The sequence below is a fragment of the Prevotella sp. MGM1 genome (assembly GCF_002933775.1).
Taxonomy (GTDB): Bacteria; Bacteroidota; Bacteroidia; order Bacteroidales; family Bacteroidaceae; genus Prevotella.
Genome location: NZ_BEWV01000216.1, coordinates 78,709 through 100,043 on the forward strand (window position 1 = coordinate 78,709; position 21,335 = coordinate 100,043).

Here is a 21,335-nt window from a genome sequence, read left to right on the forward strand (position 1 = left end):
ATGAAAAGACTACCGATAATAATAATGGCCATAATGACGGCAGCGGCACTGCACGCACAGAACAAAATAGCCGATGTGCTGAACGTCATCGAGCAAAACAATACAACACTGAAGGTTCTCGCTGAGGATATGAAGACACAAAAAACAGGCAACCGCACCGACATGACGCTACCAGACCCTGAGATTGGTTTCGGGTACCTTTGGGGCAGTCCGAAAACAATCGGCATAAAAAAGGACGTGAGTGTGTCACAGAGCTTCGACTTCGCAACAATATCGGGAATAAAGAGTAAAGTCGCAGACAAAAAAGACTTGCTTGCCGAATGGCAATATAAAACCGAGAGAATGAACATACTGCTCGAAGCGAAACAATGCTGCATAGACCTCATTTACTATAACGCCATGCTCAAAGAACTTACCGCAAGAACAGAACATGCACGTGAAATGGCGACAGCGCAAAAGAGACGGCTCGACAGCGGAGACGGGAACATAATCGAATACAACAGTGCCTTGCTCAATCTGACTGCCACCGAGGCCGAACTTACAAGAATCGAAACAGAGCGTGACGCCACCGCCACACAGTTGGCGAGACTCAACGGCGGGGAAGGCATCACCTTGTCGGACAATGAATTCGAACCAATCGCAATGCCCAAGGATTTCGACGAATGGTATGCGACAGCCGAAAAGAAAAGTCCCGCACTGGCGTATGTGAGACAGCAAATAGAGGTCGGCAAAAAGGAAGTAGCCTTGAACAAAGCCATGGGACTACCGGCTTTCTCATTAGGATACCAAGGCGAGTTTGTGAAAGGAGAGCGTCATCAGGGCATTACCGTAGGCTTTTCGATACCGTTATGGGCAAACAAAAACAAAGTAAAACAGGCAAAAGCGGCCGTCCGTGCGGCAGAAGCGAGGGAAGCTGACGCAAAACAGCAGTTTTACGGCAATCTGAGAACATTGTTTCACCGCACCACCGGCCTGAAAGTCACCGCCGACAAATACCGTTCGGTACTAATATCGGCCGACAACAGCGTACCATTGAAAAAAGCCCTCGATGCCGGACAAATATCCATACAGGAATATCTGACAGGAATAAGCCTTTATTATGACTCCAAAGATCGGGCCATTGAAGCGGAACGTGACTATCAGAAAGCATACGCCGAACTATCGGCCGCAGAACTATAAGTTCTCAATCAACCCGAAATAGTATACATAAAATATATCAACACACGTTTGTTTGGGTGGCAAACATAAATCCCTCAAGCACATGAAATCACTTAAACGGCGTTTGTTTAAGTGATTTTATATTTATTTTCCCATAACGCCAAATACCCCAATCCTACCAAAACAGAAACTCGGTTAGCTGTGATTTGCTTTAAAATTCGTATATTTGCAGTATGAATGAAAGGCATGGCAAACAAGCCGCCATACATTTGGCCCAATCCGGCAATACTATTAAACAAGGCCGGTCATATATCAAATAAAAACAATTGCACTATTAAATAAAAGCTATACGATAATCAAAACAAAACAATTATGCGAATGAATACAATAAACACAAGACGCAGTATACGCAAATATTCCGACAGGGAAGTGAGCGAAGAGTTATTAAACAAATTGCTCACCGAGGCGGGACGCACCCAGACGATGGGCAACCTTCAACTTTACAGTGTGGTTGTGACGCGCTCGGAGGAAGTCAAAAAACAGCTTGCGCCCGCTCATTTCAACCAGCCAATGGTGACGAACGCACCCGTGGTACTTACTATATGCGCCGACTATAACCGAACAAGCACATGGTGCCGCAACCGCAAAGCGGAACCTGGATATGATAATTTCCTCTCGTTCATAAATGCCGCGACAGACGCTTTGCTATATACACAGACATTCTGCAATCTCGCCGAAGAAGCCGGGCTCGGCCTGTGCTACCTCGGAACGACGGTATATATGCCGCAAATGATTATCGACACGCTCAAATTGCCCAGGCTCGTAATGCCCGTTGCCACGATTACCCTCGGTTGGCCCGACGAGAACCCACCGCTCACAGACCGGTTGCCGACAGATTCTTTCGTACACCAAGAGACTTACAACGACTATACCCCGCAAGACATCGACCTGTATTACACCGCAAAGGAAGCGTTGGAAGAAAACAGGCACTTCTGCGAGATAAACAATAAAGAGACCCTTGCACAGATATTCACCGACATACGATATACCAAGAAAGACAACGAGGCAATGTCGGTAGGATTGGCCGAAGCCCTGAGACACCAAGGATTTATGTAAAACAGACATATAAAAATAAAGTCGCATCGAAGAGATGCGACTTTATTTTTATATGTCTGTTAATTCGGATGTTACTCCACGACGATTGGCTTGTATTTCGGCACGAGTGTCTTCATTATCGTCCAGCCAATCAAATAAGCCACGGCACAAATACAGAATATTATCATATATCCCGCAGGTTTACCCTCAAACCCTAAGAATGAGAATGCCGCACCTTGATTTTCAGCGTATGTAAACAACATACCCGAGCCCGAGTTAATAAGAAGCGAGCCTATACCTCCGGCCATGGCGCCAATTCCCGTGATTGTGGCAATAGTGCTCTTGGGGAACATGTCACCGATAGTAGAGAACAGGTTGGCAGACCATGCCTGATGCCCGGCACCGGCAAGACCGATAATCAATGCCGGCCACCATGCCGGATCGATTGGAGAACCGCTCCAATCAGCCAACGGCTGGGCGAAAAGAGCCAGTATCGGGAAGAACGCGAAGAGCAACATGGCACGCATACGGCCGGCATAAGCGCCCATTCCTTTTTTCTCTACGAAATACTTGGGCAGGTAACCGCCGAATATCGAAAGCACTGTAACTATGGCATAAAGTACGAATATAAGCGCCTGGCCCATACCTGACGAAGACTTATAGCCGAACTGGTCCGAGAAATAGGCAGGAGCCCAGAAAAGGAAGAACCACCATACACCGTCTGTCATGAACTTGCCTACAATGAAAGACCATGTCTGACGATATGTGAAACACTTTCCGAAAGGTATCTGCGGACCTTCGTCATGAGCGTCTTTCGGGTCAACGTCTGCCGCTGTGTCCTGATTGATATATGTAAGCTCAGCATCGTTCACATAAGCGGATTTGCTGGGTTTGTCGTAAAGGAACACCCAACCGGCCATCCAGATAAATCCGAGCGCACCGATAATGATAAACGCCATCTCCCAACCGAGATGCTCGGCAAGTGTGGGAATGGTGATCGGAGCTGCCAGGGCACCCACCGAAGCGCCCGCATTGAATATTGACGTAGCGAAAGCACGGTCTTTCTTGGGGAAATACTCTGCCGTCACCTTTATGGCAGCCGGGAAGTTTCCTGCCTCACCGGCAGCAAGCACGCTGCGGCAGAAGAGGAACAGATATACGCTGAGCGTAGCGATGGAAAGCGCCGTCGCGGAGCCTGCCTCCACCGCTCTGAGAGCCTCCACCGACTCAAGCCCTTCCACCTGCATTGTCACCCAACCGCATCCTGCATGCAGACAAGCGCCGAGCGACCATACGAAGATTGCCCAAAGATAACCTTTCTTTGTGCCCATCCAGTCGATAAACTTACCTGCGAAGAGGCAGAATACCGCATAAAGAATTGAGAACGCACCGGTGATGAGTCCGTAGTCGGCATCCGTCCAGTGAAACTCGGGAGCGATAAAGTCCTTCCATGTAAGCGAAAGAACCTGACGATCCATGTAATTTACTGTTGTCGCAAAGAACAACATCGCACAAATGACCCATCTGTAATTGGTCATTTTGGTAGTCTTGATCGAATTCATTTGTTATTAGAGATATTTTTGTTATGTTTTCAGTGCAATCAGTCCTGCTTGCAAAGATACACTATTTTTTCTTATTCTATTAACTTATCATGTATTTATTTCACCTGCATGACGCTTTTGACAGCTTTGTCAATCCTGATAATACACTTTCTTCACTCTTCCGCTTACGCTCGTGAGCACTTCGTACGGTATGGTACCGAGAGAGTCCGAGAGCACCGTCACCGGCAGATTACCGCCGAAAATCTCCACCGCGTCACCCTCTTTGCAGTCTATTCCCGTCACGTCTATCATAGCCACATCCATGCATATATTGCCCACGTAAGGTGCCCTGCATCCGTTTACGAGACAATGGCACCGCCCGTTGCCGAGACGCCGGTTCAGTCCGTCGGCATATCCGATGGGTATCGCCGCTATGACGCTGTCCCGTTCGAGTATGCCTTTACGACTGTAACCCACCGTTTCTTCCTTAGGCACATTTCTCAGTTGCAGGATTGTGGTTTTAAGAGTGCTCACCGTATTGAGCACTCTGTTGTCACGGCTATCTATTCCATACAGTCCCAGGCCGAGACGGCACATGTCGAGCTGTCTTTCGGGGAAGTGCTCTATGCCTGCCGAGTTGTCCATGTGCCGCAAAATCTTATGGTCGAACGCCGATTGCAGACGGCCGGCGGCCTCGGTAAACAGCGTGAACTGCCTTGCGGAAAATTCATCGAAGCCGTCGCTGTCGGCCCCGACGAAATGTGAGAACACCGAGCGCGGTATGATCGCGTTCTGCCGTTTCAGCCTGTATATCACCTCTTCCATGTCTTTCTCCGGGTCGAAACCGAGACGGTGCATGCCCGTATCGAGCTTTATATGTACCGGATAGCCCGTTATCCCCTCACGCTCGGCGGCCTTAACGAGAGCGTCCATCAGCCTGAAACTATACACCTCCGGCTCAAGGTCATAGTCAAACATTGTCTTGAAAGCCGTCATCTCGGGATTCATTATCATTATATTGCTTGTAATCCCGTTCTTTCTCAGCGTGACACCCTCATCGGCCACGGCCACCGCAAGATAGTCCACGCGGTGGTCCTGCAACGTTTTAGCCACCTCCACAGAGCCTGTGCCGTAGGCATCGGCCTTTACCATGCACACCAGTTTTGTCTCGGGCCGCATGAACGAACGGTAAAAATTGAGGTTTGCCACCACCGCGTTAAGGTTCACTTCGAGTATCGTCTCGTGAACTTTCAGCTCGAGCAGTTCCGTTATGCGGTCGAAACCAAACATCCTCGACCCTTTTATCAATATAACCTCGTCATGTAACGATCGGAATACATCACTGTCTACAAATTGCGCCGTGCCCGTAAAGAAATACTTTTCCGCCACGCCTATACATGCCGCACACGACTCTATATCCTTTCCTATACCGATAAATTTCCGCACCCCTCGCTTCACCGCCAGCTCCGAGACTTCCTTGTATAATGCCTCGGGGCGCTCGCCGCTCTGGTGAATGTCACTCAGTATCAGCGTGCGCTTGCGTCCGTTATGATCCGGACGGCGGTTCATGAAATCAAGAGCAATGTCAAGCGAGTTCACATCAGAGTTGTAAGAGTCGTTTATCAACGTGCACCCGCCGTTCCCTTCCTTCACTTCAAGGCGCATGGCCACCGGTTCGAGACGGCCCATCCTGCTGTCGAGCTCCTCCGGCTCCACTCCAAGATAAAGAGCGGCGCAGGCACAGGCGAAAGAGCATTTCACCGAGGCCTCATCAATAAAAGGCAGATGATACTCGCCGGCCACACCTTTATATATATAGCACACCCTCACCGACTGGCTGCCGTCGGCATCCTGCCATTCTACGGATATATCCTTGAAATACATCGGCGCGTTACTATCCGTCGTGCTCCACCCTATACGCTCGCCCTTGAAATCAGCCCTACGGATATTGCGGCTCACCACAGCGTCATCCGAATCGTATATGACTACCTTGGCATCGTGAAACAAGGATATCTTCTCGCCGCACTTCTCGTCCATAGACCGGAAATTCTCCTGATGCGCCGAGCCGAGCGACGTGATTACCCCGATGGTCGGCTGTATTATGTCGCGCAAGGCGTTCATCTCTCCCGGCTCGCTGATTCCGGCCTCAAACAGTCCCACTTCCGTATTCTCACCCAGCAGCCATACCGATAACGGCACTCCTATCTGCGAGTTATACGACTTCGGCGAGCGTGTGACCACCATCTGAGGCGAGAGCAACTGACTGAGCCACTCTTTCACCATCGTCTTCCCGTTGGAGCCGGTAATGCCTACAACAGGTATGTCAAATTCGTCACGGTGACGCTCTGCAAGACGCTGCAACGCCGCAAGCGGGCTTACCACCTTAAGGAAATTGGCGTCGGCATAATCGCCGGCGGCATTCTCCGGTACGTGCCTCACCACAAAATTACGCACCCCGCGGCGATAAAGGTCGGCAATATAGTTATGACCGTCGTTGCGTTCGGAGCGCAACGCGAAAAACAAAGTCTCTTCAGGAAAACACAGCGAGCGGCTATCCGTGAGTATCCACCTGATATCAGTGTCGGTATTTCCTATGCGCCGTGCCCCGATGAGCGTTATTATCTGCTCTATGCCATACTTCATTTCATTCTCTTTTTTATGTGAAAAACATTGCGCCGCACTGTAACGGCACTCCGTTTAATGTTTACTACCAAATTCACCGCAACCTGCCTTTCATCTCCACAATACCCTCATCCAACTCTAGACCCGAATATTTTCTTGACAGTTCAGCAACCTTTAACATCGTTTTATCCATGAAAGCCCGGTATTCGTCAGAGTCGGGGTTGAACGGCTTGTGACCCAGCGCATCCTTGACTGGCTTCCAGTCCTTTACAAATTGCCGCGCGGCATCACTCAGATAGACGTCATGCAACCGTTGCCAGATATATTCCACAGCCTGAGACGACGGATGTAACATATCAGGCGAGTGGAAACGGTAATCCCGCAACTCATCGTTCATAATCTCATACGCCGGGAAATACACACAGTTGCCATAGCGCTTCACCACACATTCGGCAGCGAGCAGCAGCACAGCCTTGGACAGCCGGCTGCCGTGATATCCGTATTTGGCATATCTGATAGGGCTGACAGTGAGCACCACCTTCACTCCCGCGTTTCTACCTACAAGGATATCCACCGCCCTGGAAAGATAACCGGCACACTCATCCACCGTAAGTTCCTGCTCATCGAAAAGAGCCTGCGGCCGTTTCCGGCAATTGTCCACTATCTCCCCCGTGGCTTTCAGGCGGTATACGTGGTTTGTGCCCAGAGTGATAAACGCCGTTCCCGGCGCTTCGCCACAGCGCTCCACTGTGTGCAGTATGCTTGCCGGATTATACATCACGCCATAAGGATTTACCACAGCCCTGAACTTCTCTTCCTCAAACCTGCGTCCTATATTGTCCGCAAAGCACGAGCCCACGAAGAGCATCTTCTCCTGCGGCTCTATCGCAAAACCGGGCGACGGCACGTCCACTATCGTCATCAATTCCATGCTTTCACTTTTAAATCACTGTAACCCTACGTTACAAGACGCAAAAATACTGAAAAAATATCATTGGATGATATTTTCCCAGTATTTTTATTACGCAAATCCTATATATGCGATGTATCAGAACGCTACACCAACACCGAAAGATATTCTGCTCTTGCCGATAAAACCGTCAAGTTCCGGCTTTACCGACCAACGGTACTGATATGCCAAGCGGACGGCGAAGCAGCTGTACTTCACACATATACCGACCACCGGAGATATGGCAAAGACGAATATCCATGCTTATTACGGTGATGTATTCCGTTGTCGCCCGTCGGTGTGACGCGCTCTCCATGTATAAAGATGTAAAGAAAACTATCAAGAATTTAACATTTGAAAAATCGTGAAATAGAAAACGGAAAGTGGTTTCCGGACAGTTTTTATATGTTTTTCTCACCGCTATTCTGCGACGGGATACCCGTTGGAACGCATTTAGCGGCATATTGCGATGCGTTTAGCGGCCCGTTGGAACGCAACGGGCCGCTAAACGCATGACAACCGGATACCAATCAGCCCGATCCGATCCGTAAAAACGGGAGATTTTGTAACCGAGACGAAGAGTTATCCATATATACCCCTGACACACAGCAAATTGCGCCAAGCAGCAAAATACGACACTATTTCCGGCCTCGGGATTTGTATTTCAAAACAATCGAGTATTCCGGAGGCTTTTGTAATAATTATTCCGAGTCGTATACGCATGCCTGCCGGAAAAGCGGATGCAGGCCGATACCCGGCATGACAGGGAGCTTTCAGCTCCTGCTCACCTGCAATCCCTTCCTGCTGAGCGACATCTCCACGAAACGTGCGTTGGCGTTGGTTCGGTTTTCGTTTATCGTCTGCTTGATGCGCGCTGCCGCCTCCGGATCTTTGGCCACCATATAGAGATAGCCTCCGCCGCCGGCTCCGGGCAGTTTGTAGCCCAGACATAGGTCGTCCACCAGATCGGTGACGGCCCTCACGGCAGCCGGGTTGGTGCCACTGTCAAGCGCCTGATTTTGTTGCCACGTCTTTCCGACGAGCAGGCCTGCCCGGTGGAAGTCTTGCCGCTGTATGGCCTCGTACATGTCCATGGTGTGCGCCTTCATCTCGCGCAGCAACCGCAACTGGTCGCCACGGTTGAGGAACATGCGCCGCACTATCTCCGAGAGTATGTTCTTGGCCGTGCGGGTGATGCCGGTATAATATAATAGGTGGCAACGGGCATATTCGGGCTGCGTGTATATATCGTCAGGCAACCAGCGCACAAGCGGGTCTTGCTCAAACCCGCGGGCGGTCTGCAACAGTTTCACGCCGTGCAGCACTCCGCCGAACTGGTCTTGCCAGCCGCCACCGGTGGTGAGCAACTGCTCGAGCACAAGCGTCCGCTTGCCAATCTCGGCCTTGTCCCACGCCAGAGAGCAGAAGTCGCTCACCGCTCCGAGCACCGTGGCGGCGAGAATGCTGCTCGTGCCGAGCCCGCTGCCGGCGGGAATGGCCGACAGCAGGGTCAGCTCTATTCCGCAACCGAAATCCTCGAGCTGCGCACGGAGCGACGGGTATGGCTCGACGCTGTAACCGGGCTGGAAACCGGCGAGCACAAGCGCGGCCTTGGGAATGGAGAACGGGCTGCCCACATGGGTGAAATCGGCCAGTTGCCCGTATGTGTCTATCACCTCGACAGCGCCGAGGTCGATGCTGCGGAGCACGATGTGGGGCTCACGGCATGGGCGCACGTAGGTCTGCAAGGGCGGCTGTCCGTTCAGTTCGATGGCGAGGTTTATCACGTTGCCGCCCTCAGTGAGGCAGAACGGCGGCGTGTCTGTCCATCCACCGGCAATGTCTATGCGCACGGGGCTGCGCCCCCACACTATCTGGTCGCTGTATACCGACATGCGCGGACTCTGCTTCCGGGCGAGCACGGTCTCGGTGAGTCCCTCGCGCAGCAGGCCGAACGCACGGCTCTCGTCGGCCGCATGGTCGCGGCCGGCAAGGCGATTGACCTCCGAGCGGAACATGGCGTCGTTTATTCTCTTCATCAACGGCTGCGTGACGGGCAGTTCGGCGGGCAGAGGTATGCCGGCGGCGGCAAAGTCGCGGGCGGCATCGTCGAGGTCGAGCTGATAGAAAACGCTGTGCTCGTGGTTGTCGGCCAACTCGCTCCAACAGTCGCGGCGGAAGCGGCGGCGCTGCTCCACAAGGCGCACGAGATTGGCCTCGGTGGATATCTGCTCGGCACTCAGCAGGGTGGCACCGTCGGTATCGGTCTCGCCGCCCAGCATGGCCTGCAGCGCACGGCCCATGTCATCGGCATTGTCGAACACGGGGAACATGGGCACCTGCTGCATGGCGCCGGCAAACTTGTCGTCTATCATATACGGACGGACCACCCACTCGCTCTCACCCACCGGCACGATGTCAACGCACTGTCCCGGATTGAGAGTTATCCGCCAGTCGTTGACCGGTACTCCGGTGACGATATTGTCCGTGCTGAGCGTCCATCCGGCAGCCACATGGCTGTTTTCGATCCACAGGTTACGGTTGTCTTCCGTTATCTTTATGTCCACACGTGAGTTCTGTATGAATATCGACGGGTGGGGTTTGCGGCCGTTGTGCATTATCTCACGCTGGTCATTGACTATATTCTGTATGGCAAGAGTAGACGAAATCATCTCGCGGCTCGTGCCATAGTGGTAAAACTCGCCTCCCGGCAGGGGCAGAATGGCCACGCTCAGCGAGCGCAGCTCGTCGTCCACGATTTGCGGATCGGTGCCGAGCGCACGCCCGAAATCGGAATACAGGTCGTATTCGGTGATATCCTTACCACGGCCGGAGCGCTCCATGAGCAGGCTGACGGCACGGTCGCTGAGCATCCACACGCCTATGTCGGTAAGGTAAAAACTTGTTTGCAGAAGGTCGTTAAGTTCGGATATGCCCGGTTTTTGGAGCATCCGCTTCAGCACAGATGGCGACTTGCGGTCGCTGACGAACACTCCGTGGTCGGTGGCGATGGACGAATCGAGCCACAGGCCGTAGCACACCACGTCGGCATCGGGCACGGGCGGCAGTTGCTCGGCAGCGCGTATATATACGTCGCCGCTTACAATCATAGTATGGATATTGTCGGGCGCGAGGCGCATCAGACGCTCATACAGCGGAAGTTGCAGGTCGAGCAGCGTCTGCGCAAGGCGCTGTCCGCGCTCCCATCTGAACACGGGAACGGGTGTAAGTATCTTACCCGACGGAGCATAAGACGGCAACCGGCGGCTCTGGCCTCCGGCATGGAGCAGTATGCGGCGCCCGGATGCAAGCCAGCCGGCGAAATCACGACCCTCACTCTCTGCCTCATGACACTGTTCGAGCAACCACGTGGTGCCTCCGCCACTGCCGAGTTTGTGCCCCACAGGGTCATTTGTACAAAAATACTCATCACGGGACAACCCCGTTATGTCATGAAAACTGCCCACAAGGTTGGGCGGAAGTGATAGCAACTTTTTCATAATCTTTATGGAATTAGCAAAGCAAAGGTAGTGCAAAACAACCACACAGCAAAAACAACAGAGCATGCCAAACGGCCGATAAGGTTAAAACAGGCATAGGATTTAGACGCAGCGGACATTGAATTTAAATTTCGTTAACTGTTTTTTTTTTTTGTTTGCAAAACAATGCGTACTTTTGCACACACCAATCAAAAATGTATTAATAATTCAAAAAACTCTTATGACTATGAGAAAAATATTCGTTATCGCTGCCATGATGTGCGGATACGCACTGAACACAATGGCGCAGACCGATTATGAACACGCCCAGACACGAGTGCAAGAGGCTATGTCGGAATTTTTTGTGCGCCCGATGGTAGCCGAACTGAAAATGATAAACACCGAATGCCAGGAATATGGCCCGTTCAACATATACCCGGGAGTACCCCTCAGCGACATTTCCATAGCTCTGGTGCAAGACGCCAAGGCCAACGCCGCGTACAAGGCGGCTCAAATAGCGGGAGCGGACATCATTCTCGGCGCGACATTCTACGTGGTGAACAACAAGAAACAGAAAGGACTCGACATAATCGTGAAAGGATATCCGGCAAAATACACCGACTTCCACAACTACGGAGACAAGAGCACCGACGAGAAATGGGTAGGTCCCTTGCAGGAAGGCGCAAGGATACGCAGCTATCAGACCGGCTCTACCCAAACAGCATCGGTGAGCAACGAGACAAGAAACAAATAATGTACAGAATGATTTACACATATAATTATTAATATCAAAAACAACAGAACATGAAAAAGATTTTAATGATGGCTTTTGCCGCAATCGTAAGCATGGGCGCATCGGCGCAGTTAATCTCGTCAAACACGGTAACCCACAAAAAAGAAAGCAACGGATACAACCGCCTGAGCGTATCATACAACTCGCTGAGCACAGACAAAAAAATTATGGACGGAGCCATGAACGGATTTTCCGCGGCATGGACAAAGGGTATATCGGTATCATCGTCGATGCCCCTCTATATCGAGACCGGACTGGGACTTACATACGCTTTCAAGTCGGAGACCATCGGAGAAGACGGCTATGAGGCAGATTTGAAGCACAACTTCCTTGCACTCAGCGTTCCGGTAAACCTCACTTACAAGTATGAAGTGCCCAACACAGAATTCAAGATAGCACCTTTCGCCGGCGTATATTTCAGAGGAAACTTATTGGGAGAAACCAAATGGGATGACGAGGATGATGAAAGCATTAACTGGTTTGATGACTATGAAGACGACGGACTTGAGGCTAAGCGTTTCAGTTTCGGATGGCAGGTAGGTGTAGGCTTCGAATACAGAAAACTGTATCTCGGTGTCAGCTATGGCAGCGACTTCAACAACCTCATAGACAACGATGACAACGACATAAAAGGCAAATTCAACACATTCGCCGCTACAGTAGGTTTCAACTTCTAAGAGAATAAACAGCGTCAACTTTCCGATACAACAACGGTGGTCTGACGTGATTTAATTCAATATTATAATTTTTTCCTTTTAAAAACACGTCTGCTCCCGCTTGTCGATAAGTCGGAGCAGACTTTTTCCTTGATATAATAATCAGATATGAGTAAAATACACACCATACTTTTATTGTTTATAACAATGCTGCCCGTAGCCGCAAACGCGGACACCAAATACACACTCGAGAAAAAAGACGGAAAGTATGTATGCCAAGGAAGCGCGGCATGCGGAAACAACGACAAGTCGACCTTCGGCAGCGCAGTGCTGTGGGCACTCGAACAGACCGGCGACATAAACGAGAACAAGACTTACGACGCGTTAAAAATGCAACTGCACGCAAGACCTATGATCTCGGCCGGCGAAGAGGCTCGACGCAGCTATACATTTAACCTCACGTTGCAGGTTAAAAAAGGCACCCTCACGTTCCTGATAGACAAGATACGCTGTGTGCCAAAAGGCTTTCTCGGTGGCTTCACGACAGTGAATTTCGACAAGATAAACCTCGAAAAGAAGCCGGGACAACAGGAGTTCATTGACGAGTTCGCCACGCTTTGCGACATTTTCGCACAGCGAATGGTGGAAAGCATCATGGCCAACGACGTGCCCATGGGCAACTGGGAGGCCATCATCCAGAAACAGGTTATCAAGGGCATGAACGAGAATGAGTGCATACTGGCCATGGGCAAGCCCGAACGGATAACCCAAAACAGCCAGCGAACACAGTGGTTATATGCCTCGGGAGCCATCGTGGTGTTTGAAAAAGGCATTGTCACGGCGGTGGTAAAATAAAAAACATCATCTACGGTAATGAATTCTGACATTTTCTTAGTAAATTTGCCACGATTAAAAAGTTGCTCTGAAAATGAATAAACCCAAAAACAATGATTTACTGATAAAAGACGGTGTCAGTCTTATCATCCCGTTCGTCATGATTACATCGTGCTTCGCCCTCTGGGGATTTGCCAATGACATCACAGCACCCATGGTAAAAGCATTCTCCAAGATATTCCGTATGAGCGTGACGGAAGGCGCTCTGGTCCAGGTGGCGTTCTACTTAGGATATTTCGTGATGGCCTTTCCGGCGGCGATGTTCATCCAAAGATACTCTTTCAAGGCCGGAGTGCTCATCGGGCTGTCGCTCTATGCGGCGGGAGCGCTGCTCTTCGTGCCGGCACAGGCCATAGGAGTATACTTCCCGTTCCTGCTGGCCTACTTCATAATGACGTGCGGACTGTCGTTTCTCGAAACCAGTTGCAACCCGTATATTTACTGCATGGGCAGCGAAGAGACCGCCACACAGCGCCTCAACCTCGCCCAGGCGTTCAACCCGATAGGAGCGCTCGCCGGCATGTTCGTAGCCATGCAGTACGTGCAGGCACGCATGAGTCCGATGGACTCGACAGAGCGGCATGGACTTTCGGAGACACAGTTTGACATTGTCAAAGACCACGACCTCGACATTCTGATACAACCTTATATATACATAGGCGCCATCATAATAATTTTGCTGCTGCTGATAAGGTTCACAAATATGCCGAAGAACGGTGACGAACGCTCGAACAAGAGCCTGAAAACCGCCCTCGGCGAACTGGCCAAGATCAAGAACTACCGTGAGGGCGTGATAGCGCAGTTCTTCTATGTTGGAGCGCAGGTTACATGCTGGACGTTCATCATACAATACGGCACGCGGGTGTTCATGGCAGAGGGCATGAGCGAGCATGCGGCCGAGATCCTGTCGCAGAAATACAACATTGCGGCGATGGTGATGTTCACGCTCAGCAGGTTTATATGCACATGGTTTCTGAAATACATACAGCCGGGACGGCTGCTCTCGATACTGGCCGTGCTGGGAGCGGCCTCCGTGCTGGGAGCCATACTTTTCACCGACCGCAACGGCGTATACTGCCTCGTCGGTGTGAGTGCCTGCATGTCGCTGATGTTCCCCACTATATACGGCATAGCGCTGCGGGGTCTCGGCGACAACGTGAAGTTCGGCGGAGCGGGCCTCATCATGTCCATTCTGGGCGGCTCGGTATTTCCCCCGCTGCAAGCCGTGATAATAGATTCCGGCATCTCGATAGCCGGACTGCCGGCAACCAACCTGTCATTCGCGGTGCCGTTGATATGCTTCGCCGTCATCGCCGCATACGGACACAGGGCATACGTGCGGCATCACATCACGCACGACTGTAATAAATGACATAAAATAGACAATAAAAAATCAGGGTGCCCGATGTGTCGGGCACCCTGATTTTTTATTGTTCATCAATCCTAAGGAATCACTTCCTACGCTTTCTGTACTCCATGAGCACCAGCAGAACCACTATGATGACAAGCAATACATATCCCGCGTATGCTATGGTCTCGGTAGTGTCTACCGTCTTGGGGAAGAAAGAAAGCTCAACCTTGTGCGCTCCCGGCTTCACGTTGATGGCACGCAGTATGTAATTGACACGCCCGACGGGCACTTCGACTCCGTCGACCGTAGCCGTCCAACCGGGATAGTATATATCCGAGAATACCACCACACCGCCACGCGACGACGATATATCGTATGTCAGTCTGTTGGCATCGTAAGACGTGAGGGTCACCGTGCCCGTGCTGTCCTGAGCCACGCTCTCGCCTATCGCCTCCTTGAACTTGGTGTCGGCCACCGCCACACGGCGCAAGTCGATATCTCCAACGGCGGCTATCTCCCGATTGGCATCATCCACATATTCGACACGGTCCACAAACCACCCGTTGCCGAACGCATAGGGATTCAACAGGGGGGCGGCCTGTCCCGATTGGAGCGGGAATATGAAATATTTTGTATTCACCATGCTGAGCACCGGGAAAATACTGTCACCGTCTACCTTAGTCATGTCGCCCTGCGCGTCGGCCACCGCCCCGAAGAGGGCCTGCATCTCGGGAGAGATGTAACGCTCCACCATCTCCTGATAGCGGCGCAACTTGGCCGGATGATAACCGCCGACACTCTTCAAATGATATGAAGTCTCGTTTTCGTTGAATGTGTTTGACGCCAGATTAAGCACTCTGTAATACAGCGATTTGTCATTCATAACCTGTGTCACGGCGGCATTCGCCGTCACCGGAGTCTCTCTCACGCTGCGCTCCACGAACATCTCGTCGTTCAGGTAGCGCTTGTTCACCTGCCACATGTCTGCCAGACACAACACGACGATGCCGGCTATCATGTACTGCGACTTCAATCTCTTCGCCTTGTAGAGCAGTAACAGCAATGTGCCCGCGACGATTATGGCGAACGAGCGCCAGCAGTCTGCCGTGAACATGGCCTTACGCATCTCAGTGAGATTAGCCAAAAGCGGCTGCAACTGTTCCTGCGGGAACTGGCTCAAGGCACTCAACTCGGACGAAGACACATAGCCGGAGAAGAACATCGACGGCATCAGAGCGAACAACAGAGCCACACCTCCGGTCAGGGCGAAGCTCAAATACAGGTATTTTATCTTCGCGGTAAGCAGTTCCGGCTCGTCGACAATGCGCTTAAGGGCAAGCATGGCGAGCAGCGGGATGGTGAACTCGGCTATCACGAGTATCGAAGCAACCGTGCGGAACTTGGAGTACATCGGCACATAATCTATGAAAAAGTCGGTAAACGGCATGAAATTATGTCCCCACGACAGAAGTACCGACAGCACCGTGGCGGAAAGCAACGCCCACTTCAACGGCCCTTTCACGATAAACAAGCCGAGAACAAACAGCATCAGCACAAAGGCGCCCACATATACGGGGCCGCTCGTGCCAGGCTGCTCACCCCAGTACTGTCCTATCTGCTGGTAGATGTATGAGTAGTTCGGGTCAGCATGCTTCATGGCAGTCTTGTTTCTCGCCATCGGAACAGACGCTCCGCCCTTGGTGTTGGGTACGAGCAGTGTCCACGTCTCGCCCACCCCATAGCTCCACTGGGTGATATAGTCGCGCTCAAGACCGCTGTCCGTCTGGTTGGCTGAATCGGCTTTTGTCAGCTCGCTCTTGCCTCTCATCGACTCCTTACTATACTCCCACGTGTGATAAAGATTAGAAATATTGATACTCAGACCTATCAACGCTCCCATGGCGCACACGGCCGTGGCTTTGGCAAAGTGCTTATACTCTTTGCTCCGTACAGCCTCGACGGCGTATGCGATAACCATGAAGATGATGATAAACAGATAGTAATACGTCATCTGCACATGGTTGGCGTTTATCTCAAGGGCACAGAACAACGATGTGACAAGCAATCCCCACAGGTATCTGCCCCTGTAAGCCAGCACTATGCCGGCAATCATCGGCGGAAGATATGCCAAAGCCATCACCTTCCATATATGTCCGGCGGCTATTATGATGAAGAAATAACTGCTGAAAGCCCATATTATAGAGCCGAGCGCGGCAAGAGACTGCCTGAAATCGAAAGCGCGCAACAGTATATAGAAGCCCAACATATAGGCGAAGACGTACCATACATTCTCCGGCAACCACAGATGATAGGCTTTCTCGGCGGCCTTTATCACATCCGAGCTATCATAGGAGGGAGCTATCTGGTAGGTAGGCATCCCGCAAAAAGCAGAGTTTGTCCATCTGGTCATCTCACCAGTGCGTTTGCGGTAGTCAACCTGTTCCTGGCCGAGACCGCGGCCCGCCGACGAGTCATGACGGTATAGAATGCGGCCTTCGGTATCGGCTGGAAAGAAATAGGCGAACGCCAAGACCGCGAATAACAGCACTGCCAGCAAATCGGGCAGGCATTTCTTGAATGTGTTCATCTGTATAAATGTTTATGTTATTATCTAATTACGCCCGCAAAGTTAAGCATTTTAATCCACAATACATAATCACTAATTCATAATTATTAAGTAACTTTGTGGCCGCAAACGATTTACAAATATATGAGAATAGGAATAATAATAGCGATGGACAAGGAGTTCGGACGGATAAAAGCGCTGCTCGAAAATCCGAAAGACATCGAGAGAGGAGGAAGGCGCTATACCGTCGGAACGACAGGATGCAACGAGCTGGTGCTGCACCAATGCGGAATAGGCAAGGTGAACGCCGCCATCGGAGCGACGGAACTGCTCACCGGGTTTTCGCCTGACGCCGTGGTTTCAACCGGCGTGGCGGGCGGAGCCGCGACAACGCTCGGCATCGGCGAGGTGGTGGCGGCGGCGCAGACATGCTACCACGACGTGTACTGCGGTGAAGAGCAGGCATACGGACAGATACCCGGAATGCAGGAACGTTTCGATGCCGACCCGAGGCTGCTACGAACGGCACTCTCCCTGGACTGCGGCACGAAGATAACATCAGGTCTCACCGTGACGGGCGACTGGTTTGTCAACTCGCGCGACAAGATGAGAGACATCATAAGCCACTTCCCCGAGGCCGCCGCCGTAGACATGGAGTCGGCCGCCATAGCCCATGCTTGCGCCCAACGAAACGTGCCGTTCATCAGTTTCAGAATAATAAGCGACATCCCGCTGAGCGACCACAAGGCCCGACAGTACTTCAACTTCTGGGAAACGGCGGCAGACAGTTCGTTCGAGGTGACTAAAGCATTTATCGAACGGATATGAAAAAATATCCGCATGCATGATTACCGGTATGCCGGTAACGATTTATCCGTATCGTAACGGCGACCCATACATAGATATAAAAACAACCTATCAACATAACGACAGTAATGAACAAGATACCGAGTTTTACAATAGACCACGACCGGCTGCTGCGCGGCATATACGTATCACGCAAGGACGAGGTGGGCGGAGAGACCGTGACCACGTTTGACATACGCATGAAAGAGCCTAACCGCGAGCCGGCTTTGCACCCCGGAGCGCTGCACACCATAGAGCACCTGGCCGCCACATACCTGCGCAACGACGACGAGTGGAAGGAAAGAATAGTGTATTGGGGACCCATGGGATGCCTGACAGGCAACTACCTGCTGATACGCGGCGACTACGAGAGCCGTGACATTGTGGAGCTTATGAGGCAGACATTCCGTTTCGTGGCCGGGTTTGAAGGTGAAATACCCGGCGCCGCGCCGCGCGACTGTGGCAACTGGCTGCTCCACGACCTGCCGATGGCACGCCACGAAGCAAAAAAATATCTCACCGAGGTACTCGAAGACATAAAAGACGAGAATCTCACATATCCCTGACGGCATGTAGTGATAAGCATAACGACATGTCGTCGCATATACTCAAATGCAGGGCAGGCATATTCTTCACATCTGTTTGAGAATATGCCTGCCCTGCATTTGAGTATCATAGGCCGAGTCTGACTGCCAGCCACCGAGCCTCATTACTCCTTGCTCGCTTTCTTCCGCTCGTTATGGTCGAGTATCGCCTTGCGCATACGCATGCTCTTCGGTGTCACCTCGACAAGCTCGTCGGCCTTGATATATTCGAGAGCCTCTTCAAGCGAGAGCACTGTACGCGGCACAATACGTGCCTTGTCGTCGCTTCCGCTGGCACGTGTATTTGTCAACTGCTTGGCCTTGGCCACGTTGATGACGAGATCATTGTCGTGAACATGCTCGCCTACAACCTCACCTGCATACACCTCTTCACCCGGCTCGATGAAGAACTTGCCACGGTCTTGCAACTTGTCTATGGAATATGCGTAGGCAGTACCCGTTTCGAGAGCTATCATGCTGCCGTTCATGCGGCGCGAAATGTCGCCCTTATAAGGCTGGTACTCCTTGAAACGATGTGCCATGATGGCCTCGCCCTGACTGGCGGTGAGCACATTGGTACGCAAACCGATGATGCCTCGCGAGGGGATATCAAACTCGATGTTCACACGGTCGGCCTGACTTTCCATAGAAACCATCTCGCCTTTGCGGCGTGTCACCATGTCTATCATCTTGCTGGAAAACTCTTCCGGCACATTGATCGTCAGTTCCTCAATCGGCTCGCAGCGCTGACCGTCTATCTCCTTGTATATAACCTGCGGCTGACCTACCTGCAACTCATATCCCTCACGGCGCATAGTCTCGATGAGCACCGAGAGATGCAACACGCCACGGCCGCTGACAACCCACTTGTCGGTATAATCCTCGAACGGAGCCACACGCAGGGCAAGGTTCTTTTCAAGCTCTTTTGTCAGTCGGTCGTTGATATGACGGCTGGTGACAAACTTGCCCTCACGGCCGAAGAACGGCGAGTCGTTGATGGTGAACAGCATACTCATGGTCGGCTCGTCTATCGCTATTGGCGGCAACGGCTCGGGATTTTCGGCGTCGCATATAGTATCGCCGATTTCAAAGCGTTCCAATCCGATTATGGCGCATATATCTCCGCTCTGCACTTGGCTCGTCTTGGCATGTCCCATGCCCTCGAACGTATGCAGTTCCTTTATCCTCGTGCGCTCGGTAGAGCCGTCACGGTGCGATATCACGATATTCATGCCCTCGGTCAGGAGTCCGCGATGGACGCGTCCCACGGCTATACGGCCTGTGTAGCTCGAATAGTCGAGACTTGTGATAAGCATCTGCGGAGTACCCTCGATCACTTTCGGGGCTGGAATAACCTCGACAATCTTGTCGAGCAGATATGTGATGTCTGTCGTCTGGTTCTTGTAGTCGGCACTCATCCAGCCGTTCTTGGCCGAACCGTACACCACGGGGAAGTCAAGCTGGTCTTCGGTGGCGTTTAGAGAGAACATCAGGTCGAACACCATCTCGTACACCTCTTCGGGGCGGCAGTTGGGCTTGTCAACCTTATTAACAACCACTATCGGTTTAAGACCTATCTGCAATGCTTTTTGCAGCACGAAACGCGTCTGCGGCATCGGGCCTTCAAAGGCATCCACAAGCAACAGACATCCGTCTGCCATGTTGAGCACACGCTCCACCTCGCCGCCGAAATCGGAGTGTCCCGGAGTGTCGATGATGTTTATCTTCACTCCCTTCCAGTCTATCGACACATTTTTAGAGAGGATTGTTATGCCTCGCTCACGTTCGAGGTCGTTGCTGTCCAATACTTGTCCGCTGAGATCCTGTCCCTCACGAAACAGGTTGCCGGCCAGCATCATCTTGTCCACAAGTGTGGTCTTGCCATGGTCTACGTGCGCGATGATGGCGATGTTTCTGATGTCTTGCATTTCGTTATACCTTAAAAATCGGGTGCAAAGTTAATATTTTTAAAGCAGACAGAGCAGTGTTTCCCCGTTTTTTTGGCCGTAAAGCCTCCGCAAGACCTCTTTTTCAGGCATCCCGGCGTGCATACGGGAATACCGGACAAGACAGAAAAGCCCCGCTGCACACCGCTCGAAACGAAACACGAAAGTGGAAAAGAGTACATACTCCAATGCGCAAAACAAATATGCAAAAAACAGACAAAGCTGTGAAAACACTCACAACCGACATAAAATCAATGATGTTTGGCATATATGCGACAGTTGGTTAAACGTTGAAAAAAGCTCAATACCATTTGGCTGTATGAAAAAAAAAATGTAACTTTGCGGCCGAAATCCGGAAAATCCGGTGCATTCGATGATGTAACCGTTGTGATTAAGGCGGGAAGCGTCTGACAGATGTAATGAAACAACAAATTAATCAAAACAAAAATGTATTTAGATCAAACAAAAAAACAAGAGATTTTCGGTAAGTATGGCAAGTCAACGACAGACACAGGTTCTGCCGAAAGCCAGATTGCGCTTTTCTCATACCGCATCTCTCACCTGACAGAGCACTTGAAGAAGAACCGCAAGGACTTCACCACAGCACGCTCACTGACACAGCTCGTAGGTAAGCGCCGTGCGCTGCTCAACTATCTCTACGACCGTGACGTGGAGCGTTACCGCGCAATCATCAAGGCTTTGGGTCTGCGTAAATAAGCGATCGGAAATCTAAAGAAATAAAAAGGCTCCGACTGTCGAATGACGGTCGGAGCCTTTTTTCAGTGAAACTTTATCGGAATAGTTCGGAAGATTTTTCTTCGGAGTCAAGAAGTTAAGGAGTTAAGCCAAATGCTT

15 protein-coding genes are annotated in these 21,335 nt (G+C 51.4%); 9 read left to right on the forward strand and 6 right to left on the reverse strand.

The annotated features are described in order from the left end of the window. Positions 1-1,179 (forward strand): TolC family protein, encoded by a 1,179-nt coding sequence (locus MoGM_RS11745; RefSeq protein WP_104370235.1) that lies wholly within the window; start codon positions 1-3, stop codon positions 1,177-1,179. 357 nt (positions 1,180-1,536) lie between these two features. Further along, positions 1,537-2,274, forward strand: a complete 738-nt coding sequence (locus tag MoGM_RS11750) for a nitroreductase family protein (RefSeq protein ID WP_104370236.1) — start codon at positions 1,537-1,539, stop codon at positions 2,272-2,274. A gap of 71 nt (positions 2,275-2,345) precedes the next feature. Here MoGM_RS11750 and MoGM_RS11755 read toward each other — a convergent pair whose 3' ends face one another. From MoGM_RS11755 to MoGM_RS11770, 4 genes are all read right to left on the reverse strand, one after another. Continuing rightward, a complete protein-coding gene (locus MoGM_RS11755) occupies positions 2,346-3,815 on the reverse strand; it encodes an MFS transporter (protein WP_104370237.1) in 1,470 nt (489 codons plus the stop codon). Positions 3,816-3,944: 129 nt separating this feature from the next. After that, entirely contained in the window at positions 3,945-6,437 is a 2,493-nt protein-coding gene (locus tag MoGM_RS11760; RefSeq protein WP_104370238.1) for a bifunctional UDP-N-acetylmuramoyl-tripeptide:D-alanyl-D-alanine ligase/alanine racemase, read from the reverse strand. 73 nt (positions 6,438-6,510) lie between these two features. Continuing rightward, on the reverse strand, positions 6,511-7,347 hold the full coding sequence (locus MoGM_RS11765; RefSeq protein ID WP_104370239.1) for a GSCFA domain-containing protein: 837 nt from the start codon (positions 7,345-7,347) through the stop codon (positions 6,511-6,513). Positions 7,348-8,138: 791 nt separating this feature from the next. Then, the gene (locus MoGM_RS11770) at positions 8,139-10,865 is read right to left on the reverse strand and encodes a bifunctional fucokinase/fucose-1-phosphate guanylyltransferase (RefSeq protein WP_104370240.1); all 2,727 of its coding nucleotides are present in this window, start codon (positions 10,863-10,865) and stop codon (positions 8,139-8,141) included. Positions 10,866-11,091: 226 nt separating this feature from the next. Between MoGM_RS11770 and MoGM_RS11775 the strand changes: the two genes are divergently transcribed. From MoGM_RS11775 to fucP, 4 genes are all read left to right on the forward strand, one after another. Continuing rightward, positions 11,092-11,598, forward strand: coding sequence for a hypothetical protein (locus MoGM_RS11775; protein ID WP_104370241.1), 507 nt, complete (start codon positions 11,092-11,094; stop codon positions 11,596-11,598). Positions 11,599-11,648: 50 nt separating this feature from the next. Further along, the gene (locus tag MoGM_RS11780; protein ID WP_104370242.1) at positions 11,649-12,314 is read left to right on the forward strand and encodes an outer membrane beta-barrel protein; all 666 of its coding nucleotides are present in this window, start codon (positions 11,649-11,651) and stop codon (positions 12,312-12,314) included. Between the two features lie 147 nt (positions 12,315-12,461). Beyond that, positions 12,462-13,148 (forward strand): hypothetical protein, encoded by a 687-nt coding sequence (locus MoGM_RS11785; protein WP_104370243.1) that lies wholly within the window; start codon positions 12,462-12,464, stop codon positions 13,146-13,148. Positions 13,149-13,221: 73 nt separating this feature from the next. Further along, on the forward strand, positions 13,222-14,559 hold the full coding sequence (gene fucP, locus MoGM_RS11790; protein WP_104370244.1) for an L-fucose:H+ symporter permease: 1,338 nt from the start codon (positions 13,222-13,224) through the stop codon (positions 14,557-14,559). A 79-nt stretch (positions 14,560-14,638) separates the two neighbouring features. Here fucP and MoGM_RS11795 read toward each other — a convergent pair whose 3' ends face one another. Next, positions 14,639-17,125 carry a YfhO family protein gene (locus tag MoGM_RS11795; RefSeq protein WP_104370245.1) on the reverse strand — a complete coding sequence of 829 codons (2,487 nt, stop codon included), beginning with the start codon at positions 17,123-17,125 and terminating at the stop codon, positions 14,639-14,641. A gap of 123 nt (positions 17,126-17,248) precedes the next feature. Here MoGM_RS11795 and MoGM_RS11800 point away from each other — a divergent pair, with 123 nt between their 5' ends. Further along, positions 17,249-17,932: a 5'-methylthioadenosine/adenosylhomocysteine nucleosidase gene (locus MoGM_RS11800; protein WP_104370246.1), complete on the forward strand. Its 684-nt coding sequence runs from the start codon at positions 17,249-17,251 to the stop codon at positions 17,930-17,932. A 107-nt stretch (positions 17,933-18,039) separates the two neighbouring features. Then, the gene (locus MoGM_RS11805) at positions 18,040-18,516 is read left to right on the forward strand and encodes an S-ribosylhomocysteine lyase (protein ID WP_104370247.1); all 477 of its coding nucleotides are present in this window, start codon (positions 18,040-18,042) and stop codon (positions 18,514-18,516) included. 143 nt (positions 18,517-18,659) lie between these two features. Here the strand turns inward: MoGM_RS11805 and typA are convergent, their stop codons facing one another. Then, complete coding sequence (typA, locus tag MoGM_RS11810) at positions 18,660-20,462, reverse strand: translational GTPase TypA (protein WP_104370248.1); 1,803 nt, start codon at positions 20,460-20,462, stop codon at positions 18,660-18,662. A gap of 465 nt (positions 20,463-20,927) precedes the next feature. Here typA and rpsO point away from each other — a divergent pair, with 465 nt between their 5' ends. After that, positions 20,928-21,197, forward strand: coding sequence for a 30S ribosomal protein S15 (gene rpsO, locus MoGM_RS11815; RefSeq protein ID WP_104370249.1), 270 nt, complete (start codon positions 20,928-20,930; stop codon positions 21,195-21,197). Positions 21,198-21,335: the final 138 nt, after the last annotated feature.